Origin of the sequence: Micromonospora sp. NPDC049374 (assembly GCF_040677165.1) — a bacterium.
Classification (GTDB): Bacteria; Actinomycetota; Actinomycetes; order Mycobacteriales; family Micromonosporaceae; genus Micromonospora.
Window position 1 is genome coordinate 61,721 of the sequence record NZ_JBFAQH010000002.1, and the last position, 20,492, is coordinate 82,212.

20 protein-coding genes are annotated in these 20,492 nt (G+C 71.7%); 12 read left to right on the forward strand and 8 right to left on the reverse strand.

Annotation, left to right across the window (positions count from 1 at the left end; translation table 11 throughout):
* Positions 1–31: 31 nt before the first annotated feature.
* Positions 32–925, reverse strand: a complete 894-nt coding sequence (locus AB0J93_RS03665) for a metallophosphoesterase (RefSeq protein ID WP_363917828.1) — start codon at positions 923–925, stop codon at positions 32–34.
* 25 nt (positions 926–950) lie between these two features.
* Here AB0J93_RS03665 and AB0J93_RS03670 point away from each other — a divergent pair, with 25 nt between their 5' ends.
* Positions 951–1,406, forward strand: a complete 456-nt coding sequence (locus tag AB0J93_RS03670; RefSeq protein WP_363917830.1) for a GatB/YqeY domain-containing protein — start codon at positions 951–953, stop codon at positions 1,404–1,406.
* A 113-nt stretch (positions 1,407–1,519) separates the two neighbouring features.
* On the opposite strand, the gene AB0J93_RS03675 is transcribed toward AB0J93_RS03670, so the two are convergent.
* A complete protein-coding gene (locus tag AB0J93_RS03675; protein WP_363917832.1) occupies positions 1,520–3,979 on the reverse strand; it encodes a transglycosylase domain-containing protein in 2,460 nt (819 codons plus the stop codon).
* Between the two features lie 402 nt (positions 3,980–4,381).
* On the opposite strand from AB0J93_RS03675, the gene AB0J93_RS03680 reads away from it, so the two are divergent.
* The gene (locus AB0J93_RS03680; RefSeq protein WP_363917834.1) at positions 4,382–4,702 is read left to right on the forward strand and encodes a WhiB family transcriptional regulator; all 321 of its coding nucleotides are present in this window, start codon (positions 4,382–4,384) and stop codon (positions 4,700–4,702) included.
* A 47-nt stretch (positions 4,703–4,749) separates the two neighbouring features.
* On the opposite strand, the gene AB0J93_RS03685 is transcribed toward AB0J93_RS03680, so the two are convergent.
* The 3 genes from AB0J93_RS03685 to AB0J93_RS03695 are packed head-to-tail and all read right to left on the reverse strand — an operon-like array spanning position 4,750 to position 7,555.
* Entirely contained in the window at positions 4,750–5,901 is a 1,152-nt protein-coding gene (locus AB0J93_RS03685; protein WP_363917836.1) for an ArsA-related P-loop ATPase, read from the reverse strand.
* Between the two features lie 53 nt (positions 5,902–5,954).
* Positions 5,955–6,932 carry an ArsA-related P-loop ATPase gene (locus AB0J93_RS03690; RefSeq protein ID WP_363917838.1) on the reverse strand — a complete coding sequence of 326 codons (978 nt, stop codon included), beginning with the start codon at positions 6,930–6,932 and terminating at the stop codon, positions 5,955–5,957.
* Positions 6,933–6,958: 26 nt separating this feature from the next.
* On the reverse strand, positions 6,959–7,555 hold the full coding sequence (locus AB0J93_RS03695; RefSeq protein ID WP_363917840.1) for a hypothetical protein: 597 nt from the start codon (positions 7,553–7,555) through the stop codon (positions 6,959–6,961).
* A gap of 326 nt (positions 7,556–7,881) precedes the next feature.
* Between AB0J93_RS03695 and AB0J93_RS03700 the strand changes: the two genes are divergently transcribed.
* The 8 genes from AB0J93_RS03700 to AB0J93_RS03735 all read left to right on the forward strand — a co-directional run bounded on the left by AB0J93_RS03700 (position 7,882) and on the right by AB0J93_RS03735 (position 16,684).
* Positions 7,882–8,376, forward strand: a complete 495-nt coding sequence (locus tag AB0J93_RS03700; protein ID WP_363917842.1) for a hypothetical protein — start codon at positions 7,882–7,884, stop codon at positions 8,374–8,376.
* A gap of 44 nt (positions 8,377–8,420) precedes the next feature.
* Positions 8,421–8,576 carry a DUF4177 domain-containing protein gene (locus tag AB0J93_RS03705; RefSeq protein WP_013736319.1) on the forward strand — a complete coding sequence of 52 codons (156 nt, stop codon included), beginning with the start codon at positions 8,421–8,423 and terminating at the stop codon, positions 8,574–8,576.
* Positions 8,573–9,043: a RidA family protein gene (locus AB0J93_RS03710; RefSeq protein ID WP_363917844.1), complete on the forward strand. Its 471-nt coding sequence runs from the start codon at positions 8,573–8,575 to the stop codon at positions 9,041–9,043. Before AB0J93_RS03705 ends, AB0J93_RS03710 begins: the two co-directional genes overlap by 4 nt.
* 112 nt (positions 9,044–9,155) lie before the next feature.
* A complete protein-coding gene (locus tag AB0J93_RS03715) occupies positions 9,156–9,983 on the forward strand; it encodes an MBL fold metallo-hydrolase (RefSeq protein ID WP_363917846.1) in 828 nt (275 codons plus the stop codon).
* On the forward strand, positions 9,980–13,567 hold the full coding sequence (locus AB0J93_RS03720; protein ID WP_363917848.1) for an adenylate/guanylate cyclase domain-containing protein: 3,588 nt from the start codon (positions 9,980–9,982) through the stop codon (positions 13,565–13,567). Before AB0J93_RS03715 ends, AB0J93_RS03720 begins: the two co-directional genes overlap by 4 nt.
* A 241-nt stretch (positions 13,568–13,808) precedes the next feature.
* Positions 13,809–14,345: a hypothetical protein gene (locus AB0J93_RS03725; RefSeq protein WP_363917850.1), complete on the forward strand. Its 537-nt coding sequence runs from the start codon at positions 13,809–13,811 to the stop codon at positions 14,343–14,345.
* A 31-nt stretch (positions 14,346–14,376) separates the two neighbouring features.
* Positions 14,377–15,852, forward strand: coding sequence for a serine/threonine-protein kinase (locus AB0J93_RS03730; RefSeq protein WP_363917852.1), 1,476 nt, complete (start codon positions 14,377–14,379; stop codon positions 15,850–15,852).
* A gap of 97 nt (positions 15,853–15,949) precedes the next feature.
* Positions 15,950–16,684: a hypothetical protein gene (locus AB0J93_RS03735; RefSeq protein WP_363917854.1), complete on the forward strand. Its 735-nt coding sequence runs from the start codon at positions 15,950–15,952 to the stop codon at positions 16,682–16,684.
* Between the two features lie 29 nt (positions 16,685–16,713).
* On the opposite strand, the gene AB0J93_RS03740 is transcribed toward AB0J93_RS03735, so the two are convergent.
* From AB0J93_RS03740 to AB0J93_RS03750, 3 genes are all read right to left on the reverse strand, one after another.
* Positions 16,714–17,859, reverse strand: a complete 1,146-nt coding sequence (locus AB0J93_RS03740; RefSeq protein ID WP_363917856.1) for a hypothetical protein — start codon at positions 17,857–17,859, stop codon at positions 16,714–16,716.
* A complete protein-coding gene (locus AB0J93_RS03745) occupies positions 17,856–18,797 on the reverse strand; it encodes a transporter substrate-binding domain-containing protein (RefSeq protein WP_363917858.1) in 942 nt (313 codons plus the stop codon). Before AB0J93_RS03745 ends, AB0J93_RS03740 begins: the two co-directional genes overlap by 4 nt.
* Positions 18,798–18,889: 92 nt before the next feature.
* A complete protein-coding gene (locus AB0J93_RS03750; RefSeq protein WP_363917860.1) occupies positions 18,890–19,501 on the reverse strand; it encodes a hypothetical protein in 612 nt (203 codons plus the stop codon).
* Positions 19,502–19,579: 78 nt separating this feature from the next.
* On the opposite strand from AB0J93_RS03750, the gene AB0J93_RS03755 reads away from it, so the two are divergent.
* Positions 19,580–19,933, forward strand: coding sequence for a helix-turn-helix domain-containing protein (locus tag AB0J93_RS03755; protein ID WP_363917862.1), 354 nt, complete (start codon positions 19,580–19,582; stop codon positions 19,931–19,933).
* 153 nt (positions 19,934–20,086) lie between these two features.
* Positions 20,087–20,422, forward strand: a complete 336-nt coding sequence (locus AB0J93_RS03760) for a hypothetical protein (RefSeq protein WP_363917864.1) — start codon at positions 20,087–20,089, stop codon at positions 20,420–20,422.
* Positions 20,423–20,492: the final 70 nt, after the last annotated feature.

A 20,492-nucleotide genomic window follows, 5' to 3' on the forward strand; every position in this document is an offset into this window, starting at 1 on the left:
GGCTCAAACTCGGTACCCGGGGCGCGGGCGGTCAGCGCGGGATCAGCGTGAGCAGGCTGGCCTCCGGGGGGCAGGCGAACCGGACGGGGGCGGTCGGGTGGGTGCCGAGCCCAGCGGAGACGTGCAGCCAGGAATCCGATCCGGGCCAGCGGTGCAGGCCCTTCGCCATCGACCGGGGCAGTCCGCAGTTGGTCACCAACGCTCCTACCCCCGGTACGCACACCTGGCCACCGTGGGTGTGCCCGGCGAGCAGCAGCCCGAAGCCGTCGGCGGCCATGTCGTCGAGCAACGCCGGCTCGGGGGAGTGGGTGAGCGCGATGGAGAGGTCGGCGGTGGGGGAGACCGGCCCGGCGACCGAGGGGTAGTCGTCCCGTTCGACGTGGGGGTCGTCCACCCCGGCCATGTCGATCGCCCGGCCGCCGGCCTTGACCGTGCTCCGCCGGTTGTTCAGGTCGACCCAGCCGGCCCCGACGAGCACGTCACGCAGTTCCTCGGAGGGCAGCTCGACGCCCTCGGTGTACTCCCGGTCGGGCAGGAAGTAGGTGAACGGAGTCTTCCAGACCGGCCCGGTGTAGTCGTTCGAGCCGAACACGAACGCACCCGGGTAGTCGAGCAGGGGTTGCAGTGCCCGCAGCACCCCCGGCACCGCGCCCGGGTGCGCCATGTTGTCTCCGGTCACCACCACCAGGTCGGGGTCGAGGGCGGCCAGCGAGGCTACCCACTGCTGCTTGCGTACCTGGTTGGGGGTCATGTGCAGGTCCGACAGGTGCAGCACGCGCAGCGGCTCAGTGCCGGTCGGCAGCACCGGCACGTCGAAGCGGCGGAGGGTGAACATGTTGCGCTCGACAAGGGAGGCGTACGCCAGGGCGGCGGCACCCGTCGCGACGGTTGCGGTCGCGAGCCGGAATAGTGTGCGCTTTCGCATGCCGATCAGGGTAGTTTGACCGTCCATGAGCACGCTGAAGGACCGCCTCACCGCCGACATGCGCGCCGCCCTGAAGGCCCGCGACGAGCTGACCACCTCCACCCTGCGAATGGCCCTGGCCGCCGTGGGCACTGCCGAGGTCTCCGGCAAGGCCAAGCGGGAGCTCAGCGACGACGAGGTGGTGGCCGTGCTGACCAAGGAGGCCAAGAAGCGCCGCGAGGCCGCCACCGCCTTCGCCGACGCGGGCCGCACCGAGCAGGCCGCGCGGGAGAGCGCCGAGGGTGAGGTGTTGGACCGCTACCTGCCGAAGCAGCTATCCGACGCCGAGCTGACCGAGCTGGTCACGCAGGCGCTCACCGCGGGCGGCTTCACCGGCAAGGCCCAGATGGGCCCGGCGATGAAGGCGGCTCAGGCCGCGGTGGCCGGCCAGGCCGAGGGAGGTCGGGTGGCCGCCGAGGTACGCCGCCAACTGGGCCTCTGAATCGTCCTGCCGCGCACCGGCCGCGTACGCCCTGCTGCGGTGTTGACCGGAACACGAACGGGCGGGTACCCCTGGTTCGGGGTGCCCGCCCGTTCGAGCGTTGCTGAGGCCGGTCAGCCGCCGGGCCGGTCCGGCGGACGGCCGGGGTTGCTGGGCGGGCTGGAGGGCGAGTCGTTGCCCGGCCGGCCGTTACCGCCGCCGTTGTCGTTGCTGGGCTTACCGGCACTGACCATGATCGTCACGATGCCGCCCTTGATGGTGCGTCCGCTGGGGCTGGTACCGGCGGCCGTGCCGGCGGGGCAGTCGGAGGCGATCCGGCTGCTGGAGACGATCGGCTCGAAGCCGGCGCCGGAGAGGCGGGACTTGGCCCGATCGAGGTCCAGGCATCCGACGCCCGGGATGGTGCGCTGGTCACCGAGGGAGATCTTCTTACCGGGCGCATCGAAGTTGATCCGCTTCTTGCCCTTCATGGCGTCGCGCAGCGTCTCCCACACCGGCGGGTTGATGCCGTCCGGCCGGTTGTGCTTCATCTTGACGTTGGTCTGCGGCCAGTCCGGGTCGGCCATGATGCCGGCCACCGCGTACTGCTTGGTCATCGCGACCAGGGCGGCGCTCTTCTCGGAGTCGGTGGTGCCGGACTTGCCGGCCACCGGGGCGTCGACGATGTACTTGGTCTGGGCCGCGGTCCGGCTGCCGCCACACTTGCTGGTGGAGGAGTTGTCGCCGACCGGGCACCGGGCCGCGTCCACCGCCGCGCGGGCCACCTCGGTGCTGATCCGCTTTTCGCAGCGCGGGTTGGCCACGTCCAGCTTGTTGCCGTCCAGGTCCCGGATCTCCTGCACCGGGATCGGCTCGCAGTACTTGCCGTCGGCGGCCAGGGTGGCGTACGCGTTGGCCAGGTCCAGCGGGGTGACCTGCGAGACGCCCAGGGTGAACGCGCCCCACTGGTGCGCGGCCTCCTTGGTGTTGGCGAACTCCGCGTCCTTGCTCTGCCGGAACTGGATGCCGAGGCGCTTGGCCGCGTCCACCACGTTCTCCGCGCCGACCTGCTGCTGCAACGGGACGAAGTACGTGTTGATCGAGGCGGAGAAGGCGCTCCACATGTTCTGTACGCCGCCGGCCTTCTTGCCGGAGTTGGTCGGGCAGTAGAGGTTGGTGCCGGGACAGGCGGCGGGACTGCTGCTGTCGATGATGTATTCGGACTTGAACTGCTGCGGCGCGTTCATGGTGTAGCTGAGCGGGATGCCCTTCTCCAACGCGGCCACGATGGTGAAGATCTTGAAGGTCGAGCCGCCCTGGTAGCCGGTGATGCCGTCACCGCCAGTGAGCAGCGGGTTGACCGTGTTCGGATAGTTGCCCCGCTTGCCCTTCTCGCGCTGCTTCGGGTCGCTGTGCGGCTTGTTCTTGGGCTTGTCGGGGTTGTCGAGCTTGAAGTTCCGGTTCACCGACAGCGCCCGGACCCGCCCGGTGCCGGGCTCGACCACCGCGACCATGGCGGCCTCCTTGGCGGTCACCGGCTTCGCCTTGCGCACCGCCTTGTCGGCACCGGTCTGGGCCTGCTTGTCCAGCGTCGTGATGATGGTGTAGCCGCCGCTCTTGAGCCGCCGCTCCCGGTCGTACGAGGTCGACCCGAACGTCTCCTGCGACATCCACCAGCGGTAGAAGTAGTCGCAGAAGAAGCCCCAGGCGTTCTTGTTGGTGGCGACGCAGCCGTTCGGGGCGCGCTTGCCCTTGACCACCAGCTTGACGGCCTTGGCCTCGTCGGCCTGCTGCTGGGTGATCGCCCCGGTCTTGACCATGTTGTCGATCACGTAGTTGCGCCGGTCGACCGCGTGCGGGTAACCGTCCTTGGTGGTCGGATCGAACGAGGTGGGGGCCTTCACCAGGCCGGCCAGCATGGCCGCCTCTTCGATCTTCAGGTCCTTCGGTGGCTTGTTGAAGTAGACCTGGCTGGCGGCGTAGACGCCGTACGCGCCGTTGCCGAAGGCGGCGAGGTTGAGGTAGCGCTCCAGGATCTCGTCCTTCGACATCTCCTTGTCGAGCTGGAGGGCGTACCGCATCTCGCGCAGCTTCCGGGCGCTGGTGTCCTCGGTCGCGGCGATCACGTCGGCCGGGTGGGTGGCCGAGTACGCGATCCCCATCCGGACGTACTGCATGGTCAACGTCGAGGCGCCCTGCCGGTCGGCGCCGGCCTGGCTGTTGTTGACGAAGGCCCGGGCCACGCCGTTGAGGTCGACCCCGTTGTGTTTGTAGAAGTCGTGGTCCTCGGCGGCGATGATCGCGTTGCGCATGTTCTCCGAGATGTCGCCGAGCTTCACGTCCCGCCGGTTCTCGTCGTACATGGTGGCCAGCGGTGTCTTGCCGTCGGAGGCAAGCAGATAGCTGATCTGTGGTGCGCGGGCCACGGTGAGTTCCTTCGGTAGCGCACCGAAGGTCTCCGCGCCGGCCTTCGCGGCCAGGCCGGACATCGCCACCGCGGGGAAAGCCGCAGCGGCGACCACCACGCCGGCCAGTAGCCCACAGATAAGCAGCGATGCGGCGTTGGTCAGTACGTTGTGGTCACGTTTCCGCATCCAGGTCACCTCGACAGGGTACGCGAACAGGTAACGAGGGGCGCTGGGGCGTCTTTTCCCCATTTCCTGCGCGCGCCGTCCTCGTTGTGCTAGACGCGTGGCACCGGGTGTCCGGTTGCGTGGATTCGAGCCGAGTTTCCTCCTCATGGAGGTGGCTCGCAGCGTTTTCGCCGACCTCGGTGGGGTAAGCGGCGGTCCCAGGCCCGAGAAGCCGGGAGTGTCCGGAATGATGGATTTCGCCGACAACGTTGCGTAATCGTGCGACTACAGAGCATGATGTAGGCGGCGACAGCGCCACATGTCGTCTGTGCCGCCTTGGGGTAAGGCGCGCCGGACGACCCGGGGGGATTGCCGGCTGGCCCGCGACGGCGTCGGTAGTACAGCAAGGGGGGACGTGTACAGATGGGCATGATCACTGACTGGCCGTCGTTGGCGGCGTGTCAGAACGGGGACCCGGACGCGTTGTTCGTACAGGGCGCCGAACAGAACGTGGCCAAGCGGATCTGCCGGAGCTGCCCAGTGCGGTACGAGTGCCTGGCCGACGCGCTGGACAACCGGATCGAGTTCGGCGTGTGGGGTGGCATGACCGAACGGGAACGTCGCGCGTTGCTGCGTCGCCACCCCCAGGTCACCAGCTGGCGCAAGATGTTCGAGGCGGCGATGAAGAAGAACGCCAAGGACCAGGCCGGCAAGGACAAGATCCTGGCTGCGGCCGGCAACTGAACAACCGGCGCGGTCGGCTGCGGCTCCCCGCCGTACCGAACCGTCGGTCAGGGTTGGCTGATCGCCGCCGCGATCGTCCGTAGCCCGTCGACGTCATGCACGTCGGCGGGCTGCGCCGTCACCGACACGGCCGGCACCTGTGGAAACGCCTCGGTGAACCGCGCCGCCACCTGCTGCTCACGTACCGCCTGCTCGGCCAGGGCGGCGTGCGCCCGCAACACCTCGACGGTGCCCTCATGGCCACCGGCCGCAGCCAGCCGGTCAGCGGCGGCGCGGCTCTCCGCCGCGCCCAACTCGGCCACCGTCGGCTGGTGAACCCGGTTGAGTACCAGGCCGGCGAGCGGCATCTGCTCCGCGCGCAGCCGACCGGCGAAGTAGGCGGCCTCCCGGACCGCGTCCGGCTCCGGCGCCGCGACCAGCAGGAACGCCGTCTCCCGCGCCTGCAGGATGCGGTACGTCTGCTCGGCGCGCTGCCGGAAACCGCCGAACATCGAGTCGAGCGCGGCGACGAAGCCGGACAGGTCCGTCAGCAACTGGGTGCCGATCACCTTCTGCACCACCCGGGAGAACATCCCGAAGGAGGCGGTGACCAGGCTGAACATGCTGCGACCGCCGGTGCGTGCCGGAGCGAGCAGCAGCCGCAGCATCCGCCCGTCGAGAAACCGCGACAGCCGGGCCGGCGCGTCGAGGAAGTCCAGTGCCGAGCGCGACGGGGGAGTGTCCACCACGATCAGGTCCCACTCGCCCCGCGCGTGCAACTGGCCGAGCTTCTCCATCGCCATGTACTCCTGAGTGCCGGCGAAGGTGGAACTCATGGCCTGGTAGAAGGGGTTGGCGAAGATCTCCGCGGCCTTCGCCGGATCGGTGTGCGCCAGCACCACGTCGTCGAAGGTGCGCTTCATGTCGAGCATCATGGCGTGCAGTTCGCCGCCGCTGTCCTCGACGTCGATCCCCTTGACCTGCCGGGGAGTGTTGTCCAGCTCGGTCAGGCCGAGGGACTGGGCCAGTCGCCGCGCCGGGTCGATGGTGAGCACCACCGTGCGGCGGCCGTGCTGTTCGGCGGCGCGCAGCGCTAGCGCGGCGGCAGTGGTCGTCTTGCCCACCCCGCCCGCACCGCAGCAGACCACGATCCGGACTCCCGGATCAGCCAGGATCCGGTCGACGTCAAGCGGCGGCGCGGCGTTGTCGGAAGGCACCAATCGAGCGTATCGGGCTGACCGGCTCCGCGCGCCAGGCCGAGCTGAGGTGTGAGTCAATCGCCTTGGACGAGCGCGGCGGCGAGCACCTCCAGGCCGGCGCGGTTCACCCCGTCGGGCAGCAGCGGCAGTTCGACCAGGGGCACGCCGAGGTCCACCAGATCGGTGCGGAGCGAATCCTCCAACTCCCGGCGGATCATCAGGTCCCGCGCCTCGTCGTGCAGACCGGTGACGATCCCCTCGCTGGCCGACAGCCCCGCCGCGCGCAGTCCCTGGGTCAACTCCGCCTCGGTGACCAACCGCCCGGTCGGCAGCGGTGCCCGGGTCCCGTTGACGATCACCCGCCCCACACCGAAGCCGAGCGAGGTCAGGTCGGCGATCGCGTCGACCGTCTCCTGTACCGGCATCTCCTCCAGCAGGGTCACCACGTGCACGGCGGTCATCGGTGAGCGCAGCAGCGCGGAGACTCCCTCGCTCTGCGTCTTGATCGGCCCCATCTTGGCCAGCCGGGCGGTCTCGGCGGTGACGTTCAGGAAGCGCCCGATCCGGCCGGTGGGTGGCGCGTCCAGCACCACCGCGTCGTACACCCGCCGCTGGTCGACGGTGCGGGTGGTGGCCTCCTTGACCTTGCCGGTGAGCAGCACGTCGCGCAGACCCGGAGCGATCGTGGTGGCGAAGTCGATCGCACCGAACTTGCGCAGCGCCCGGCCGGCCGCGCCGAGCTTGTAGAACATGTCGAGGTATTCGAGCAACGCCTCCTCGGCGTCCACCGCGAGCGCCGACACCTCGCCGCCACCGGGGGCGTCGGCCAGGTGTCGCTCGGCGTACGGCAGCGGATCGGTGCCGAAGAGTTGGGCGATGCCCTGTCGCCCCTCCACCTCCACCAGCAGGGTGCGTCGACCACCGGCGGCCAGGCCCAGGGCCAGCGCGGCGGCCACGCTGGTCTTGCCCGTACCGCCCTTGCCGGTCACCACGTGCAGGCGGGCGGGCCAGTCGATGCCGGCCCGCTCAGTCGGTCGCTGCGCTGCTCCCACCCGTCGAGCCTATCCATCCGGCGTGCTCAGGCGACCTCGCAGACCCACCAGCCGGTCTTACGGACCACCGTGAAGCGCAGATCCTGATCGGCGATCTTCTCATCGGCGGTGGTGACGGTCACCGTGGTGGTGACCGTCGCCCGGTCGCCGGTCTCGTTGTCCACGGTCGGGGTGTCCCAGCGGAACCGGGGGTTCCGGTAGGTCGAGACGTACTCCTCGACCTCGGCGACCTTGGCCCGGATCTTGTCCTGGTCACGCGCGGCGGTGCAGACCAGACCCGCCGCCTTGGCGACGTCCCGGTCCTGGTAGATCGCGGTCAGGAAGTCGTCGACCGCCACCGACGGGTCCGGTGCGCCCTCACCCGACTCGGTGTTGCGCAGGGTGAGGAAGGCGGCCACCCCGCCTCCGGCGCAGAGCAGCAGCACCACGACCAGCGTGAGCGAGGCCAGCAGCGGCCCCCGCTTGCGCGGCGGTCCGGCCGGCGAGTGCTGCGGCCGATACCCGCCCTCCGGCGGTGCGGGCGGCGCACCATGGCCGATGGCCGGCGGCGAGGGCTGGGCCGGTGAACCGGCCGGCGGGAGGTCGGTCGGGCCGGTCGGGCCGCCGGCGGGTGGCTGGGTCATCGGTCCCCCCGGGTGCGGCGCAGCACCGCGTCGAGGCGGTGCGCGTGGGATCGGGTGGCCGGGCCGGGCGCCCGTCCAGACGGGAAGGGTAGCGGTCCGCGGTCCCGCTGCGGAGGGCCCGGTGTGTCCGGTACGGCGATCGCGATCAACTTTCCGCTGGTCCGGTGTCGCAAATGTGACCGAACGCGATCGGGCGCGCGCGTCCTGTTGATGGGACCGGTGCCCCGGTTCTACGGTCGCTCCGGCACGCTCCGGCTCGGGCCGGACGGATGGGTCCCGGATCGGTGGGCGGTGCCGTGACCAGGTACGACGCCCGGAGGCAGTGCATGCGCGACACGGACAACACCCCCCGAGCCCAGTTCCCCGCCGGGCTGCGGCGGGGTAGCCGGACGGCTGGCGGAGACTCCTCCGGCCGGCTGCCGGTCAACGAGCGGTCGTACCGGCGTCCCGGCGACCCGGTCACGAGTGCCGAGCCGGCCGGCGGGCGGGAAGAGGACGGCCCCGGGTACGTCATCCACCTGCCCATCCGGGTGACCGATCTGGCCGCCGCCACCGCGCTGGCCGGTCGGCTGGCCACCTCGCTGAACTTCCTGCTCGAACTCGACGCCGGTGAGACCGAGGTGTCGACCGCCGACGACCAGAACAACCGGCACCGGGTCTTCTGCGACCTGCTGCTGCCGGATCGCACGCGCTGTCCCCAGCCCTACGACCATGCCGGCCCCTGCGGCGAACTGTCGCCCGCGCCCGAGCAACGAACCGGTACCGAGCAGTGGCCCGATGCTGAACAGCGTCCCGCGTCCCGGCCGGCCGGCGGACCGTAGGCTGTGTCCCGAAGTGTCCACGCCACCGAGGGAGCCCTCCACCGATGCAGAAGTGGGAATACGCCACCGTCCCGCTGCTGGTCCACGCGACCAAGCAGATCCTCGACAACTGGGGTGAGGACGGCTGGGAACTCGTCTCCGTCGTTCCCGGGCCGAATCCGGAGCAACTGGTCGCCTACCTGAAGCGCCCGAAGGCATGAGTGTCGTGGCCAACGGACCTCACGCCAGGCTGGCGGAACTCGGCTTGGAGCTGCCGGAGGTGGTGCCGCCGGTGGCGAGCTACCTGCCGGCGGTGCAGTCCGGGCAGCACGTGTACGTCTCCGGGCAACTGCCGATGGCCGAGGGCAAGCTCCTGGCCACCGGCAAGGTCGGTGCCGGCGTCTCCGCCGAGCAGGCCAAGCAGTTGGCCCAACGCTGCGCACTGAACGCGCTCGCCGCGATCGACTCGCTTGTCGGTCTGGAGAACGTGGTCAAGGTCGTGAAGCTGACCGGCTTCGTCGCCAGCGCATCCGGCTTCACCGGGCAGCCCGGCGTCATAAACGGCGCCTCGGACCTCTTCGGCACCGTCTTCGGTGAGGCCGGCCGGCACGCCCGCTCGGCCGTCGGAGTCGCGGAACTCCCCCTGGACGCCCCGGTCGAGGTCGAGGTCATCGTCGAGGTCTCCTGACTTGTCGCGATCTTGCAGTTCCTGCCCGGACGAAGACCTCTAACGAGGACGAATCGGGGACCGGAACTGCAAGATCGCGGGGGTGCGTTCGCGGAGTCGTACGATCGCAGCCATGGGAGGGCATGTGACGGGGGCGGTGACCGCCCTCGCCAGCGAACTGCCGGACTGGGCGGCGCTGCTGCGGGCACCCAATCCGGGGCCGATGACGTTGGACGGCACCAACACCTGGCTGCTGCGGGCCGGGCCCGGCGAGCCGGCCGTGGTGGTCGACCCGGGACCGGCGGACGAGGCGCACCTCGCGGCGATCGTCGCGCAGGGGCCGGTCGGGCTGGTGCTGATCACCCACGGCCACCCGGACCACACCGAGGGCTCGGCGCGCCTGCACGACCTGCTCGATGGAGCCGCCGTCCTCGCCGCCGACCCGGCGCACACCATCGGCGGTGAGCCGCTGACCGGGCCGGGGCAGGACCTGAGCGGGTTCGGCCTGGAGATCCGCCTGCTCGCCACCCCCGGGCACACCGCCGACTCGGTCTGCTTTTTGGCCGAGCGGGCCGGCCAGCGGGTGGTCCTCACCGGTGACACGATCCTCGGCCGAGGCACCACCGTCGTGGCGCACCCGGCCGGGCACCTCGGCGACTACCTGGCCAGCCTGGAGCTGCTCTCGACATACCGGGGAACCCCGGCGTTGCCCGGGCACGGCCCGGCGCTGGCCGACTGCGGCGCCGCCGCCGACTTCTACCTCGCCCATCGCCGCGCCCGCCTGGACCAGGTCCGGACGGCGCTGGACGCGGGGGCGCGGACCGCGGCCGAGGTGGTCGCCGCGGTCTACGCCGACGTCGACCGGTCGCTGTGGTGGGCGGCGGAATGGTCGGTGCGCGCCCAACTCGAATACCTGGGCCGGGAATCCGACGGCGGCGACGCGAGGTTGGATCCAGCGTGACCTGCCCGGTGTGCGGAACCGTAGCCGTGCCCGGCGCCCGGTTCTGCCACAACTGCGGCGCCGCGCTGCCGGCCGCCGCGACCCTGCCCGCCGCCGAGCGCCGGGTGGTGACCGTGCTCTTCGGCGACCTGTCCGACTTCACCTCCTGGTCGGAGGATCTCGACCCGGAACGCGTCGGCGCGGTCACCGACCGGGTGCTGGCCGCGCTGGCCGGGGCGGTCAAGACCTTCGGTGGGCACGTCGACAAACTGACCGGTGACGGGATCATGGCGGTCTTCGGTGCCCCCGTGGCGCACGAGGACGACGCCGAGCGGGCGGTACGCGCCGCGTTGTCCATGCAGCGGGCGGTGCGCCGAGTGCTCGACGACGAGCGGGGCGGCGGCGCGCCGCTGGGACTGCGGGTCGGGCTCAACACGGGTGACGTGATCGCCGGCATCCAGGCCGCCATCGAGTACACGGTCATCGGCGACACGGTGAACACCGCAGCCCGGCTGGCTGACGCCGCCGCCGTCGGCGCGGTCTACGCCGGTGGGCGTACCGCCGCGGCGACCCGGCACGTCGCGAGCTGGCGGGCGCTGCGGCCGCTGCGGCTCAAGGGCAAGCGCGAGCCGGTCGAGGCGTACGAGCTGCTCGGCCTGCTGGACGCGCCCGGCACCCGTTCCGGTCTGGGCGACGAGGCACCGTTCGTGGGCCGGGAGACGGAGATCGGTCGGGTGGCCGGCCGGCTCGCCGAGGTGATCGACCGTACCGAGCCCCGGGTGCTGCTGATGACGGCCGAGGCGGGCATCGGCAAGTCCCGGTTCGCCGCCGAGGTGGAACGCCTCGCCGCCGGCTACGACGTCGGCGCCGGCCGGTACGCCGCGCACACCGGTGCCCGGGTTCTCTCGGTGCGCTGCGCGGCGTTCGGCGAGCGGCGCCGACTGGCTCCCCTCGCGGACCTGGTGCGCGCCGCGACCGGGTTGCCGAACGACGCCGCGACCGCGGTCACCCGGGCCGCGGTGGAGGAGCGGCTGCGCCGGCTCGGGCAACGGCTCAGCCGTACCCGGACGGAGCCGGCCCCGGTCGCCACCGACCAACTGCTGGCGCTGCTCGGGTACGCGGAACTACCCGCCGGTGGCCCGGCGGATCAGGGCGAGTGGAGCACCGCCCAGGCTCCGGCCGACGTCGACGCGGTGCCCAACGCGGTGGCCGACCTGCTCAGCGCGCTCGCCGAGGAGGCGCCGCTGGTGGTGATCGTGGACGACCTGCACGACGCCACCGCGGAGACCATCGGCGCGTTGGAGGTCACGCTGTCCCGGCTCACCGGCCCGGTGCTGGTGCTGTTGCTCGGCCGGCCCGAACTGGTCCGAACCGCCGGCACCCTGGCCCGGGTGTCCGACGCCGAGGTGCAACCCCTGCCGCCGCTACGCGGTGCCGACGCGGCCCGGCTGCTGACCAGCTACCTCGGCGGTGGACGGCTGCCCCAGGCCGACGCCGACCGGCTGCTCGCCACCGCCCAGGGCAATCCCTTCTACCTGGCGGAACTGGTGACCCTGCTGATGGAGCGCGGCGCGCTCACCGCCGGGGCCCGCAACGCCTGGCGGCTGGCACCGGGCTCGCTGGGCAGCCGACTGCTCTCCCGGGACCTCGCGGCGGTGCTCGCCGCCCGGATCGACGCCCTGCCCGCCGAGGCCCGCTCGGTACTGCGGGACGCCGCGGTGGTCGGCGACACCGTGCCCGACGGTGCGCTGGAGGCGCTGCGCGAGCAGCGCACCGGTGGTGACGGCCGTCCGGCCGCCGTCGCCGCCGTCGAGCTGGAACGGGCCGTGGAGGAGTTGCTGCAACGCCGGATGCTGCACCGCACCCGCAGCGGGTACGCCTTCGCCACCCCGCTGATGCGGGAGGCCGTGTACTCCGGGATCAGCAAGGCGGAGCTGGCGGAACGGCACGCCGCGCTGGCTCGCTGGGCGGCTCCGGGGACCGAGGCCGCCGGCCCGAGCGGCGTCGGGACCGGACCGGGTGGTTTCCTGGAGGCGGCCCGGGACGACTTCGTGGCCGAGCACGTCGAGCGGGCCACCGCGCTGGCCGACGCGGTCACGCTACGTCCGGACGCGCCGGCCCGGGCGGTCGCGCCGCTGGGCGTGGCGGCGCTCGGTCGGGCCACCCGCCGGGCCCTGCACGCGGGAGAGCCGGCGCTGGCCGTCGAGTACGCCGAACGCGCCGCCGAACTGGCCCGCGACGGAATTCCCGCGGTCGACCGGGTGGCGCACGCCCGGGCACTGCTCCAGGTGGGTCGGGCCACCGACGCCCTGGCCTCCGCCGAGAAGATCGCCGCGAACGCGGGGGATCCGGCGACGCGGGCCAGCGCCCTGCTGCTCGCCGGGCAGGCCCAGCAGGTGATGGGTGACCTACGGCGGGCCGAGTCCTGCTGGCGGGAGGCGCTTCAGGTGGCCGGCGACGCCGACCTGCCCACCCTGCGCGCGTCGGCGATGCGCCGCCTGGGCATGACCGACTTCCTGGTCGGCCGGCTGGGCCAGGCCAGCAGCCGACTGGCGGCGGCGTACCAGGTGAGCCTGAGTGCGGGGGACCGCCGGGGACAGGCGTGGTCGTTGCAGAACCTCGCCTGGGTGACCACCACCCGGGGCGACTTCGCCGGCACGGACGCGGTGCTCGGCCGGGCCGCCCGGCTCTTCGCCGAACTGAAGGATCCGTACGGACGGGCGTGGTTGCGCGGCACCACCGCCTTCGCCCGGCTGCTCGCCGGTCGGTTGCGGGAGGCGCGTCGGCTGGCCCGGGTCTTCCTGCCGTTCGGTGAACGGGTCGGCGAGGCGTGGGCGGTGGGCACCCTGCGGGCGGTCGACGCGTACGCCAACGCCGAGCTGGGTGAGCTGGTCGACGCCGACCGGGAGGCCCGGCGGGCGTACCGGGACTTCGCCGCGGCCTCCGACGACTGGGGGCAGGGCTTCGCGCTTGTGGTCCGGGGCGTGGTCGCCCGAGGGCTGGGCGAGCCGGAGCATGCCGCGGACCTGCTCACCGACGCGCTCGCGTACGGCCACCGGACCGCTCACCCACTGCTCACCGGGATGGCCGGCACGCTGCGTGGCTTCGTCGCGCTCGAAATGGGTGACGTGGCCGGTGCCGAGCGACACGCCCGCGCGGTGCTCACCACAGTGGAACCGCACAATCCGCAGGCACCGGCCCAGGTCGCTCCCCGGGTGCTGTTGGCCACCGCCCGGTTGGCGGCCGGTGACTCCGGTACCGCCGTCGGCCTGCTCGCCCCGGTCGCCACGATGGCGGCCACCACCCCGTCCCTGCTCTTCTCCCGCCGGCAGTCGATGGCGCGTTACGCCTCGGCCCTGCTCGCCCACGGCCAGCGCGAGCAGGCGTTGGACTGGGCCCGCCGGGCGGTGCGGGTGCAGGCCGAGGACGTCCGCAGCCAGGTGATCGCGGCGAGCGTACTGGCCGAGGCGCTGGCCGCGTGCGGGCGGCCGGCGGAGGCGAAGGCCAGCGCCGAGGAGGCGGTCCGGCTGGCGTACGCCACCGAGCAGCGCAGTGAGCGGGCCGCCGCGGAAGCGCTGCTGAACCGGCTGCGTACCCCCGGCTGACCGCAGCCGCCCGCGACCTCCACGGGCCCCGCCCGGCGGGACCACCGGTGTGCCCGCGCTCTGGTCCGGTGTCCGGACACGTCGTCAGGTCGGGCCGAGCCGTCGGCCCGATTCGTCCGGTCGGTCGGTGACCGGTGCGGATCTGACGGTTTCGGGGATGTGGCCGGTCGGGGCCGGCCGCTAGCGTGACTGGTGCATGCGACCGTCGATGTCGTCGGTCGTGCCGTCGAGGGGGGCGAAGATGAGGCTGCCGCGTTCGGTCGCGGGGTGGACGATCGCGGTGTTCGGCGTGCTGGCGCTGGTGATGGGGGCGGTCGGCCTGCTCTGGCCGGAGGCGCTGCTGCGGATGCTCGGCTTCGAGATCCCGCAGAGCCGAGCACCCGGGGACTACACGGGTGTCTTCGTGACGGCCTCCTCGATGGCCTCGTTCAACATGGGGGTCTACTACCTGCTCGCCACGGCCACCGAGTGGCGCGCCTTCTACCGCTTCACGGTGGTGTTCCGGCTGGTCACGTTCACGGTCTTCACCCTCGTGGTGCTGGCCGGCATCGCACCGGGCCGGTTCTTCGGGGTGGCGGCCTGGGAGGGCCTGGGTGCGGTGGCCACCGCCGTCGGCCTCTGGTGGGACGCGCGCCGGTCCGCGGGCACGACTGGCCCGCCCGGGGTGACCGCCCCGGCGGGCGGGAGCGGATCGACTCCCGACGAACCGGAGCAGGACGACGACCGGCGCCGTGCCGGAACATCGGGTGTGGGGCCGGCCACCGATGCGGTTCACTGAGGGGCCGGCAGAGTTCGGTATTTTCGAGGTTGTGACCGACACCCCGCCCGGCGCCCTGCCGACGCCCATTGTGCCCGGTCTGACTGACTTGCGGGTATTTGCCCGGGGTGGCTACGCCACGGTCTACCGGGCGACGCAGATCTCGGTGGGTCGCGAGGTCGCCGTCAAGGTGGAGAACCGGACCCTGGCCAGCGACCGGGACCAGGCCCGTTTCCTGCGCGAGGCGCGTGCCGCCGGTCGGATGTCGTCCCACCCGCACGTGGTCGACCTGTTCGACGTCGGGGTCACCATCGACCAGCACCCCTACCTGATCATGGAGCTCTGCGACGGTTCGTACGCCGAGCGGATGCGCAATTCGCCGCTGGGTGCCGTCGAGGCCCGCGATCTCGGCGTCAAGATCGCGGATGCCATCGCCCACTCACACGCCGCCGGCGTGCTGCACCGCGACGTCAAGCCGGCCAACATCCTCCACTCGCACTTCAACCCGGCGGTGCTTGCCGACTTCGGGCTCGCCGTGGTCGCCGAGATGCGGGACGCCTCCGTCGCGCTGGAGGTGCTCACCCCGGCGTACGCGCCGCCGGAGATGTTCAGTCACAGTCCGCCCTCGCCGGCCGTCGACGTGTACGCGCTCTGCGCCACCCTCTACGCGGTCATGCACGGCCGGCCACCGCGCTGGCAGAGCGAGCGCAACCCGAGCCTGGTCACCGTGCTGGAGATGTTCCACCAGCCGATTCCCGGTCTGCCCGGCATCCCGGAGGACCTGGTCGACGTGCTGCGTGCCGGCATGGCCAACGATCCCGGCGACCGGCCGTCCGCCGCGGAACTGCGCGACATGCTCACAAACCTGACGCTGGACGGCTCGACCGTGGCGGGCGGCGGGTCGAACGCTCCGGCGGCACCGACCGGCGGGGCTGCCGCCAGTGTCCACGATGCCGGCCGTCCCGTCCCGCCGACCGGGGGCGGTTCCACCGAGCGCAGTCGTCGCCGACGCTGGTTCCTCGGTGCCGCAGGGGTGGTCGCGCTCGTCGCCTCGGCGGGGGTAGGTGCCTGGGCGGCCGGTGGTGGGCCGTCGCCACAGCCCAGCATTCCGGCCCGTCCGGCGGCAACCGGGCTGCTTCGCCCGGGCTGCGCCACCCACCAGGATGCGCTTCCCGCCGGTGCGCAGTGCGCGACGGAGTTGGAGTGTTTCGGGCCGGTGCAGGTGCGTGGCCAGCGGGCCGAGGCCAGCCGAATGCCCTGCGACGCCCGGCACACCTGGGAGAGCTACGCCCAGGGGCAGTTGCCGGTTGCACTCGCCGATGCCGGCCACGACGAGATCGTCGCGGATCCCCGAGTCCGCCAGGTCTGCAACGACGAGACGTTCCGCCTGGTCAGCGGGCTGCGTCAGGCGGCGGGATGGAATCTTGAGGTGCTACCGCCGGCTGACGCGGACACCAACCTCACCTACCGTTGCCTGGCCGGGCGGGGCCTTGACGGCCTTGCCTCGCCCACGCTCACCAGCGGCTGACCCTTCGCGGGAGGGCCGGCGGCCAGATAGCGGCCCGGCTGGGCGCCGTCTCGGCTTCTCGATCGCCCTCATCGGCTCATGCGCGCATACTCGCGTCGTGGACAACACCGTGGCCATCGGTCAGGCTCTGGACGACGCGATAGAGACCGGGTACGTCGCCTTCGCCCACCGCCACCTGCCGGCCGACCTGGATGCCTGCGACCACTGCGTGAGCCCGGAGGAGTTGGATCTCTTCCGGCGTACGCCGCTGCGCCAGCTCACCCCGGATCAGCTCGGTGTCTACCTGCTCAACCCCGGCACCTTCGGCGACCACACGGAGTTCCCGCACCTGCTGCCCAGGCTGTTGGAACTGTACGCCAGGAACGAGATGGTCGGTTGGAGTAGACCGGCCACGGTGACGAGCCGGATCGCCTCCCAGTGGCGCGACTGGTCCGCAGCGGAGCGGGACGCGGTGACGGGTCTGTTGGCGGCCTGGTGGCGACGCATGCTGCACACCTTCGACCGCGACGACGACGCCTGGCATCTGCTTGACGCCGTCATCGAGTGCGACGTGGACCTCGCGCCCTACCTTGCCGCGTTCACCGAGGTCGGCGGGGTCGCCGCTACCCGCCACCTGGCCGACATCCTGGACTGGTGCGTCTTCTCGTCCATCCCCGACGACGGCCGAGCGACCTTTCAGCGCTGGCTGACCGGGGACGAGCCGCTCGCCGTCCTCGACGGCACCGCCGCGCACGTCACCGACCCGGCGACCGTCAAGGAGATCAGCAGGGCACGCCAGCAGGCCGAGACGCTCCGCGGCTGGCTGCGCGAGCAGGGTCTACGACCGGACTGAGCTCGGCAGATTCACAAGCGGCGGCGGGTTCAGCGGCAGGCGGCGTCGACTCGGTGGACCGGACGTACGCGGCGGCCCAGCCCTTCCAGCAGCGAGTCCTCGACGTGGAAGTCGTGGATGCGCAGCCGGTACCGGGGCAGTTCCTCCTCCGAGGGGCAGAGCACCTGACCGCGTACCTGGTCGACCGGCACGTAGCGCACCCCGCCGCGTTCCTGAAGTATCACCATGTTGACGTCGTCGGTGGTCACCACGTGCCCACGGATCTCCTCGGTGGCATCGGCAGAGGTCGCGCCCGGTTCGCCCACCGTGGTCACCGTCAGCGGCAGTACCGGCGTGCTGATCACCGGCAGCGCCGCCCAGACCAGCACCACCAGCACGGCGAGTTGGGTCACCGGGGCGAGTGGCTGGATGACCACCCGGGGCAGCGGCCCGGCGACGAAGAGAGCCAGCAGCGGCGGTACGACCAGTAGCACGATCGGCAGCGGCTCGCCCTGCCGCCAGGCGTCGCGCAGCGTCGGCACGAGCAGCCAGAGGTAGCCGGCGTACGCCGCTACGACGATCAGGGCACGGACGGCGGGGCGCTCGTGCAGGCGTTCCGGCCGGAGCTGGAAGGCCGCCGCGACGGTGGGCAACAGCAGCGGGAGGTACAGCAGCGGCCAGGTCACCAGGGCCATCAGGAAGCTCGCCGCGACGAACCAGCCCGGCGTGATCTCCATCCACCGGGCGAAGATCGGCCGGCGGGTCAGCCGGTGCCCGCTGGCGGCGAGGACACCGCCGAGCGCGAACACCGCGACCAGCACGGTGGAGAGCAGCCGGGCCGCCGTGGTGAGGAAGCCGGCGAGCAGGTTGACCGGTCCCACATTGGCCACCAGCAGCAACGTGGTCTGCAACTCGCCGCCGGCCTCGATGCCGAGCCGCAGCACCGAGAAGATCGCCGGTACGCCGACCACCGCCGTCCAGAACGACTGGCTGGCCCGCGCCCGGCGCTCGGCCGGATCCCAGCCGCCGGCCGCCGTCGGTGCGGCGGCCGGCTCGACCCCACCCGCCGTGCTCGCCGACATCGTCGGCGGTGCCGAAGGCGGCGTGGCGGACGGCGGCGCGGGAGCCCGCGGTGCGGGTGGCGGTGGGCCGCCGGCCCCTGGTTCGTCGGAGGCGGTGGCGGGTGCCGCACTCATCGTTGTGGTGCCTTGTCGTCGAAGTCGACAAGTCTCGGCACCTCGAGCGGTTGCGGCTGCCGCTTCTCGCCCCGCAGCCACGGCCCCAACGTGCGGTTGTACGCGGTCAGCCACGGGCTGGCCTCCCCGCTGCGCCCCTGCTGGTAGCTCTTGTCGAGGAAGTAGGCGACCAGGTCGCGCAGCGCCGGGTCACCGATCGGCACGCCGACGCCGAGCAGTTCGCTGGTGCCGAAGGGCATGTCGACGATCTCGAACTCGGTCGGGTAGCGGGCCAGGAAGCCGGCGAGGATCGTCTCGTCGGAGCTGACCGCGTCGTACTTGCCGGCGCGGATGCCCTTGACGCAGTCCCACACGTCCTTGACCACCAGCGTGCGGACCTGGTTCTTCTCCAATTCCGCCTCGGTGGTGGAGCCGCCGCTGGTGCAGATCCGGTACTTCGGGTTCCGCAGGTCCTCGATGGTGCGGATGGTGTCCTTGTGGCGGGTCGGAACCAGCACCTCCTGCGTGGTCACGAAGTACGGCCCGGCGAAGCTGACGAGCTTCTTGCGTTCCTCCGTGATCGAGAAGCTGGAGACCACCAGGTCCACCACTCCGCCCTGAAGGGCCGGAATCCGGTCCTCCGTGGACACCGCCACGAATTCCAGCCGGTGCTCGCCCTCGTAGCCGAGGGAGGCGGCGATGTACCGGGCGATCTCGACGTCGAACCCGATGTGGTTCCCGTCGCGTATCTCGCCCATCAGCGGTTCGTCGTCGGCCACCCCGATCCGCAGGACGGGCTGACCCCAGACGTGCGACTCGCGGAGCTTCGCCTGCACGGACGGCAGTTCCGGCTCCTGCCGGCTGTCGCAGCCGGCCGCCGCGCCGAGCAGCAGCGTCAGGGCGACCGCCGCAGTGGTCGCCGCCGCCCGCCACCGGGAGCTGGAGAGGCTTGCAGCCATGGCCACCTCGCTACGTTTCGAGTTTCGTGTGGCACTGAAAGTAGTCGTCCGTGTCGAGGCGCCACCATCCGGCTGTCGGTTCCGACGTGGGCTCAGCGGCCGGAGAGGTTGATCAGCGACAGCAGGTGGGCGACAAGTGTGACGGGGACGCCGAAGGCGGGGACGAGGCTCATCGGCAGGGTGGACATGAGTCCGGTGTCGATGTCGGTGAGCAGGAGACCGGCCGGGCTGGCCGAGTAGAGGACGCCGAGGGTGACGGCGAGGATCAGATCGGCGATGCCCAGGGCTGTCCAGAAGACGAAGAGTCGGTTGGCGCGGTCGACCACGAAGGCGGCCACCAGCGGCGCGCTCAGCCCGATGGCCACATCGCCGATGCCGGCCGGCAGCGCGAACCCGGCCGGCAGCGCGTCGACGGTGGCGAGCGCCAGGAATGCCAGCCCCGCGACCCGCCAGGTCTGCAACAGGGTGAGGAACCGCAGATCGAGTCGGCGGGCCCAGGCGCGGAATCGCGACGAGCGCACGGCGAGGACGAGCACCGTGAGCGGCGGGACACCGGCGGCGAGCGCGAGAGCCACCGGCGGGTCACCCGGTGTCGTGTGGAAGGCACCCAGGGCGCTCGCCGCGAGCGCGGCGCAGAACCAGCCGACGGCGAGCGCGGGTGGGGTCAGGAACCAGGAAGACCGGGTACGTGCGGGCACGGTCACAGCCCCCTCCAGTCACTTGTGTTTTGCAAGTGACTCTATGAAGGTAGCTTGTATGACGCAAGTGACTCGGAGGTACTGATGCCATCAGCCCGGAAGGCGGCTCCCCGCTCGGACTGTGCGATCGCGGGCACGTTGGATCTCATCGGCGACAGATGGTCCCTGCTCATCGTGCGTGACCTGCTGTTCCGTGGCGACCTCAGATTCGCGGACCTGGCGGCCTCGACCGAGGCAATGCCGACCAACACGCTCACCGACCGGCTACGCCGACTGGAGGAGTGCGGGATTCTGGTGCGCCGCCCCTACCGCGAGCGGCCCCGGCGGTACGAGTACCAACTGACCGAACGCGGCCGGGACCTCGCGCCGGTGCTGGACAGCATCGCCACCTGGGGCACCGCCCACCTGCCCGGCACCCGACGTCTCGGTGCCGGCTGACCCGCTGCCGGCGCTGCCCTTCGCCAGCCACCCGCAGGCGGCCAGCGCACTGTCGCAGGCCCCCGCCATTCGGCAAGCTGTTGTTTGTCAGCTGTTCCGCGTGGTGAAGCTGCCTGCTGTTGACAGATCGACAATCTCCGACATTCTGGACGGGTGAGACGGTTCCCAGCATCCGACGCGCGGACCGTGGCGGTGGCCACGGCCCTGGCGGCGTTCTGGCTGCTCGCAGTGCTGGTGGTGGGGCGCCGGCAGGATCTGCTCGGCGTCGCGGGAGCGCTGCTCTGCGTGCTGCTCGCCACCGTCGCGGGGGTGGCCGTAACCGCTGCCCGGCAACGCGACGCGGATGCTCGACCGGATCGCGGGCAGCCGTCCGTGGTGCCGGGGATCGAGCCGTCCGGCATCGATGCCGACACACTGGAGACCCTGGGCGATCGGGAGGCGGTCCGCGCGATGCGCGACCGGCATCGACGCGATCGGCGGGAACGCTGACGCCCCGCCGGTGCGGCAGGTCGGTGGCCCACCAGGTGCTCCGCGCCATTGCGTCAGCTTCGATGCTGAC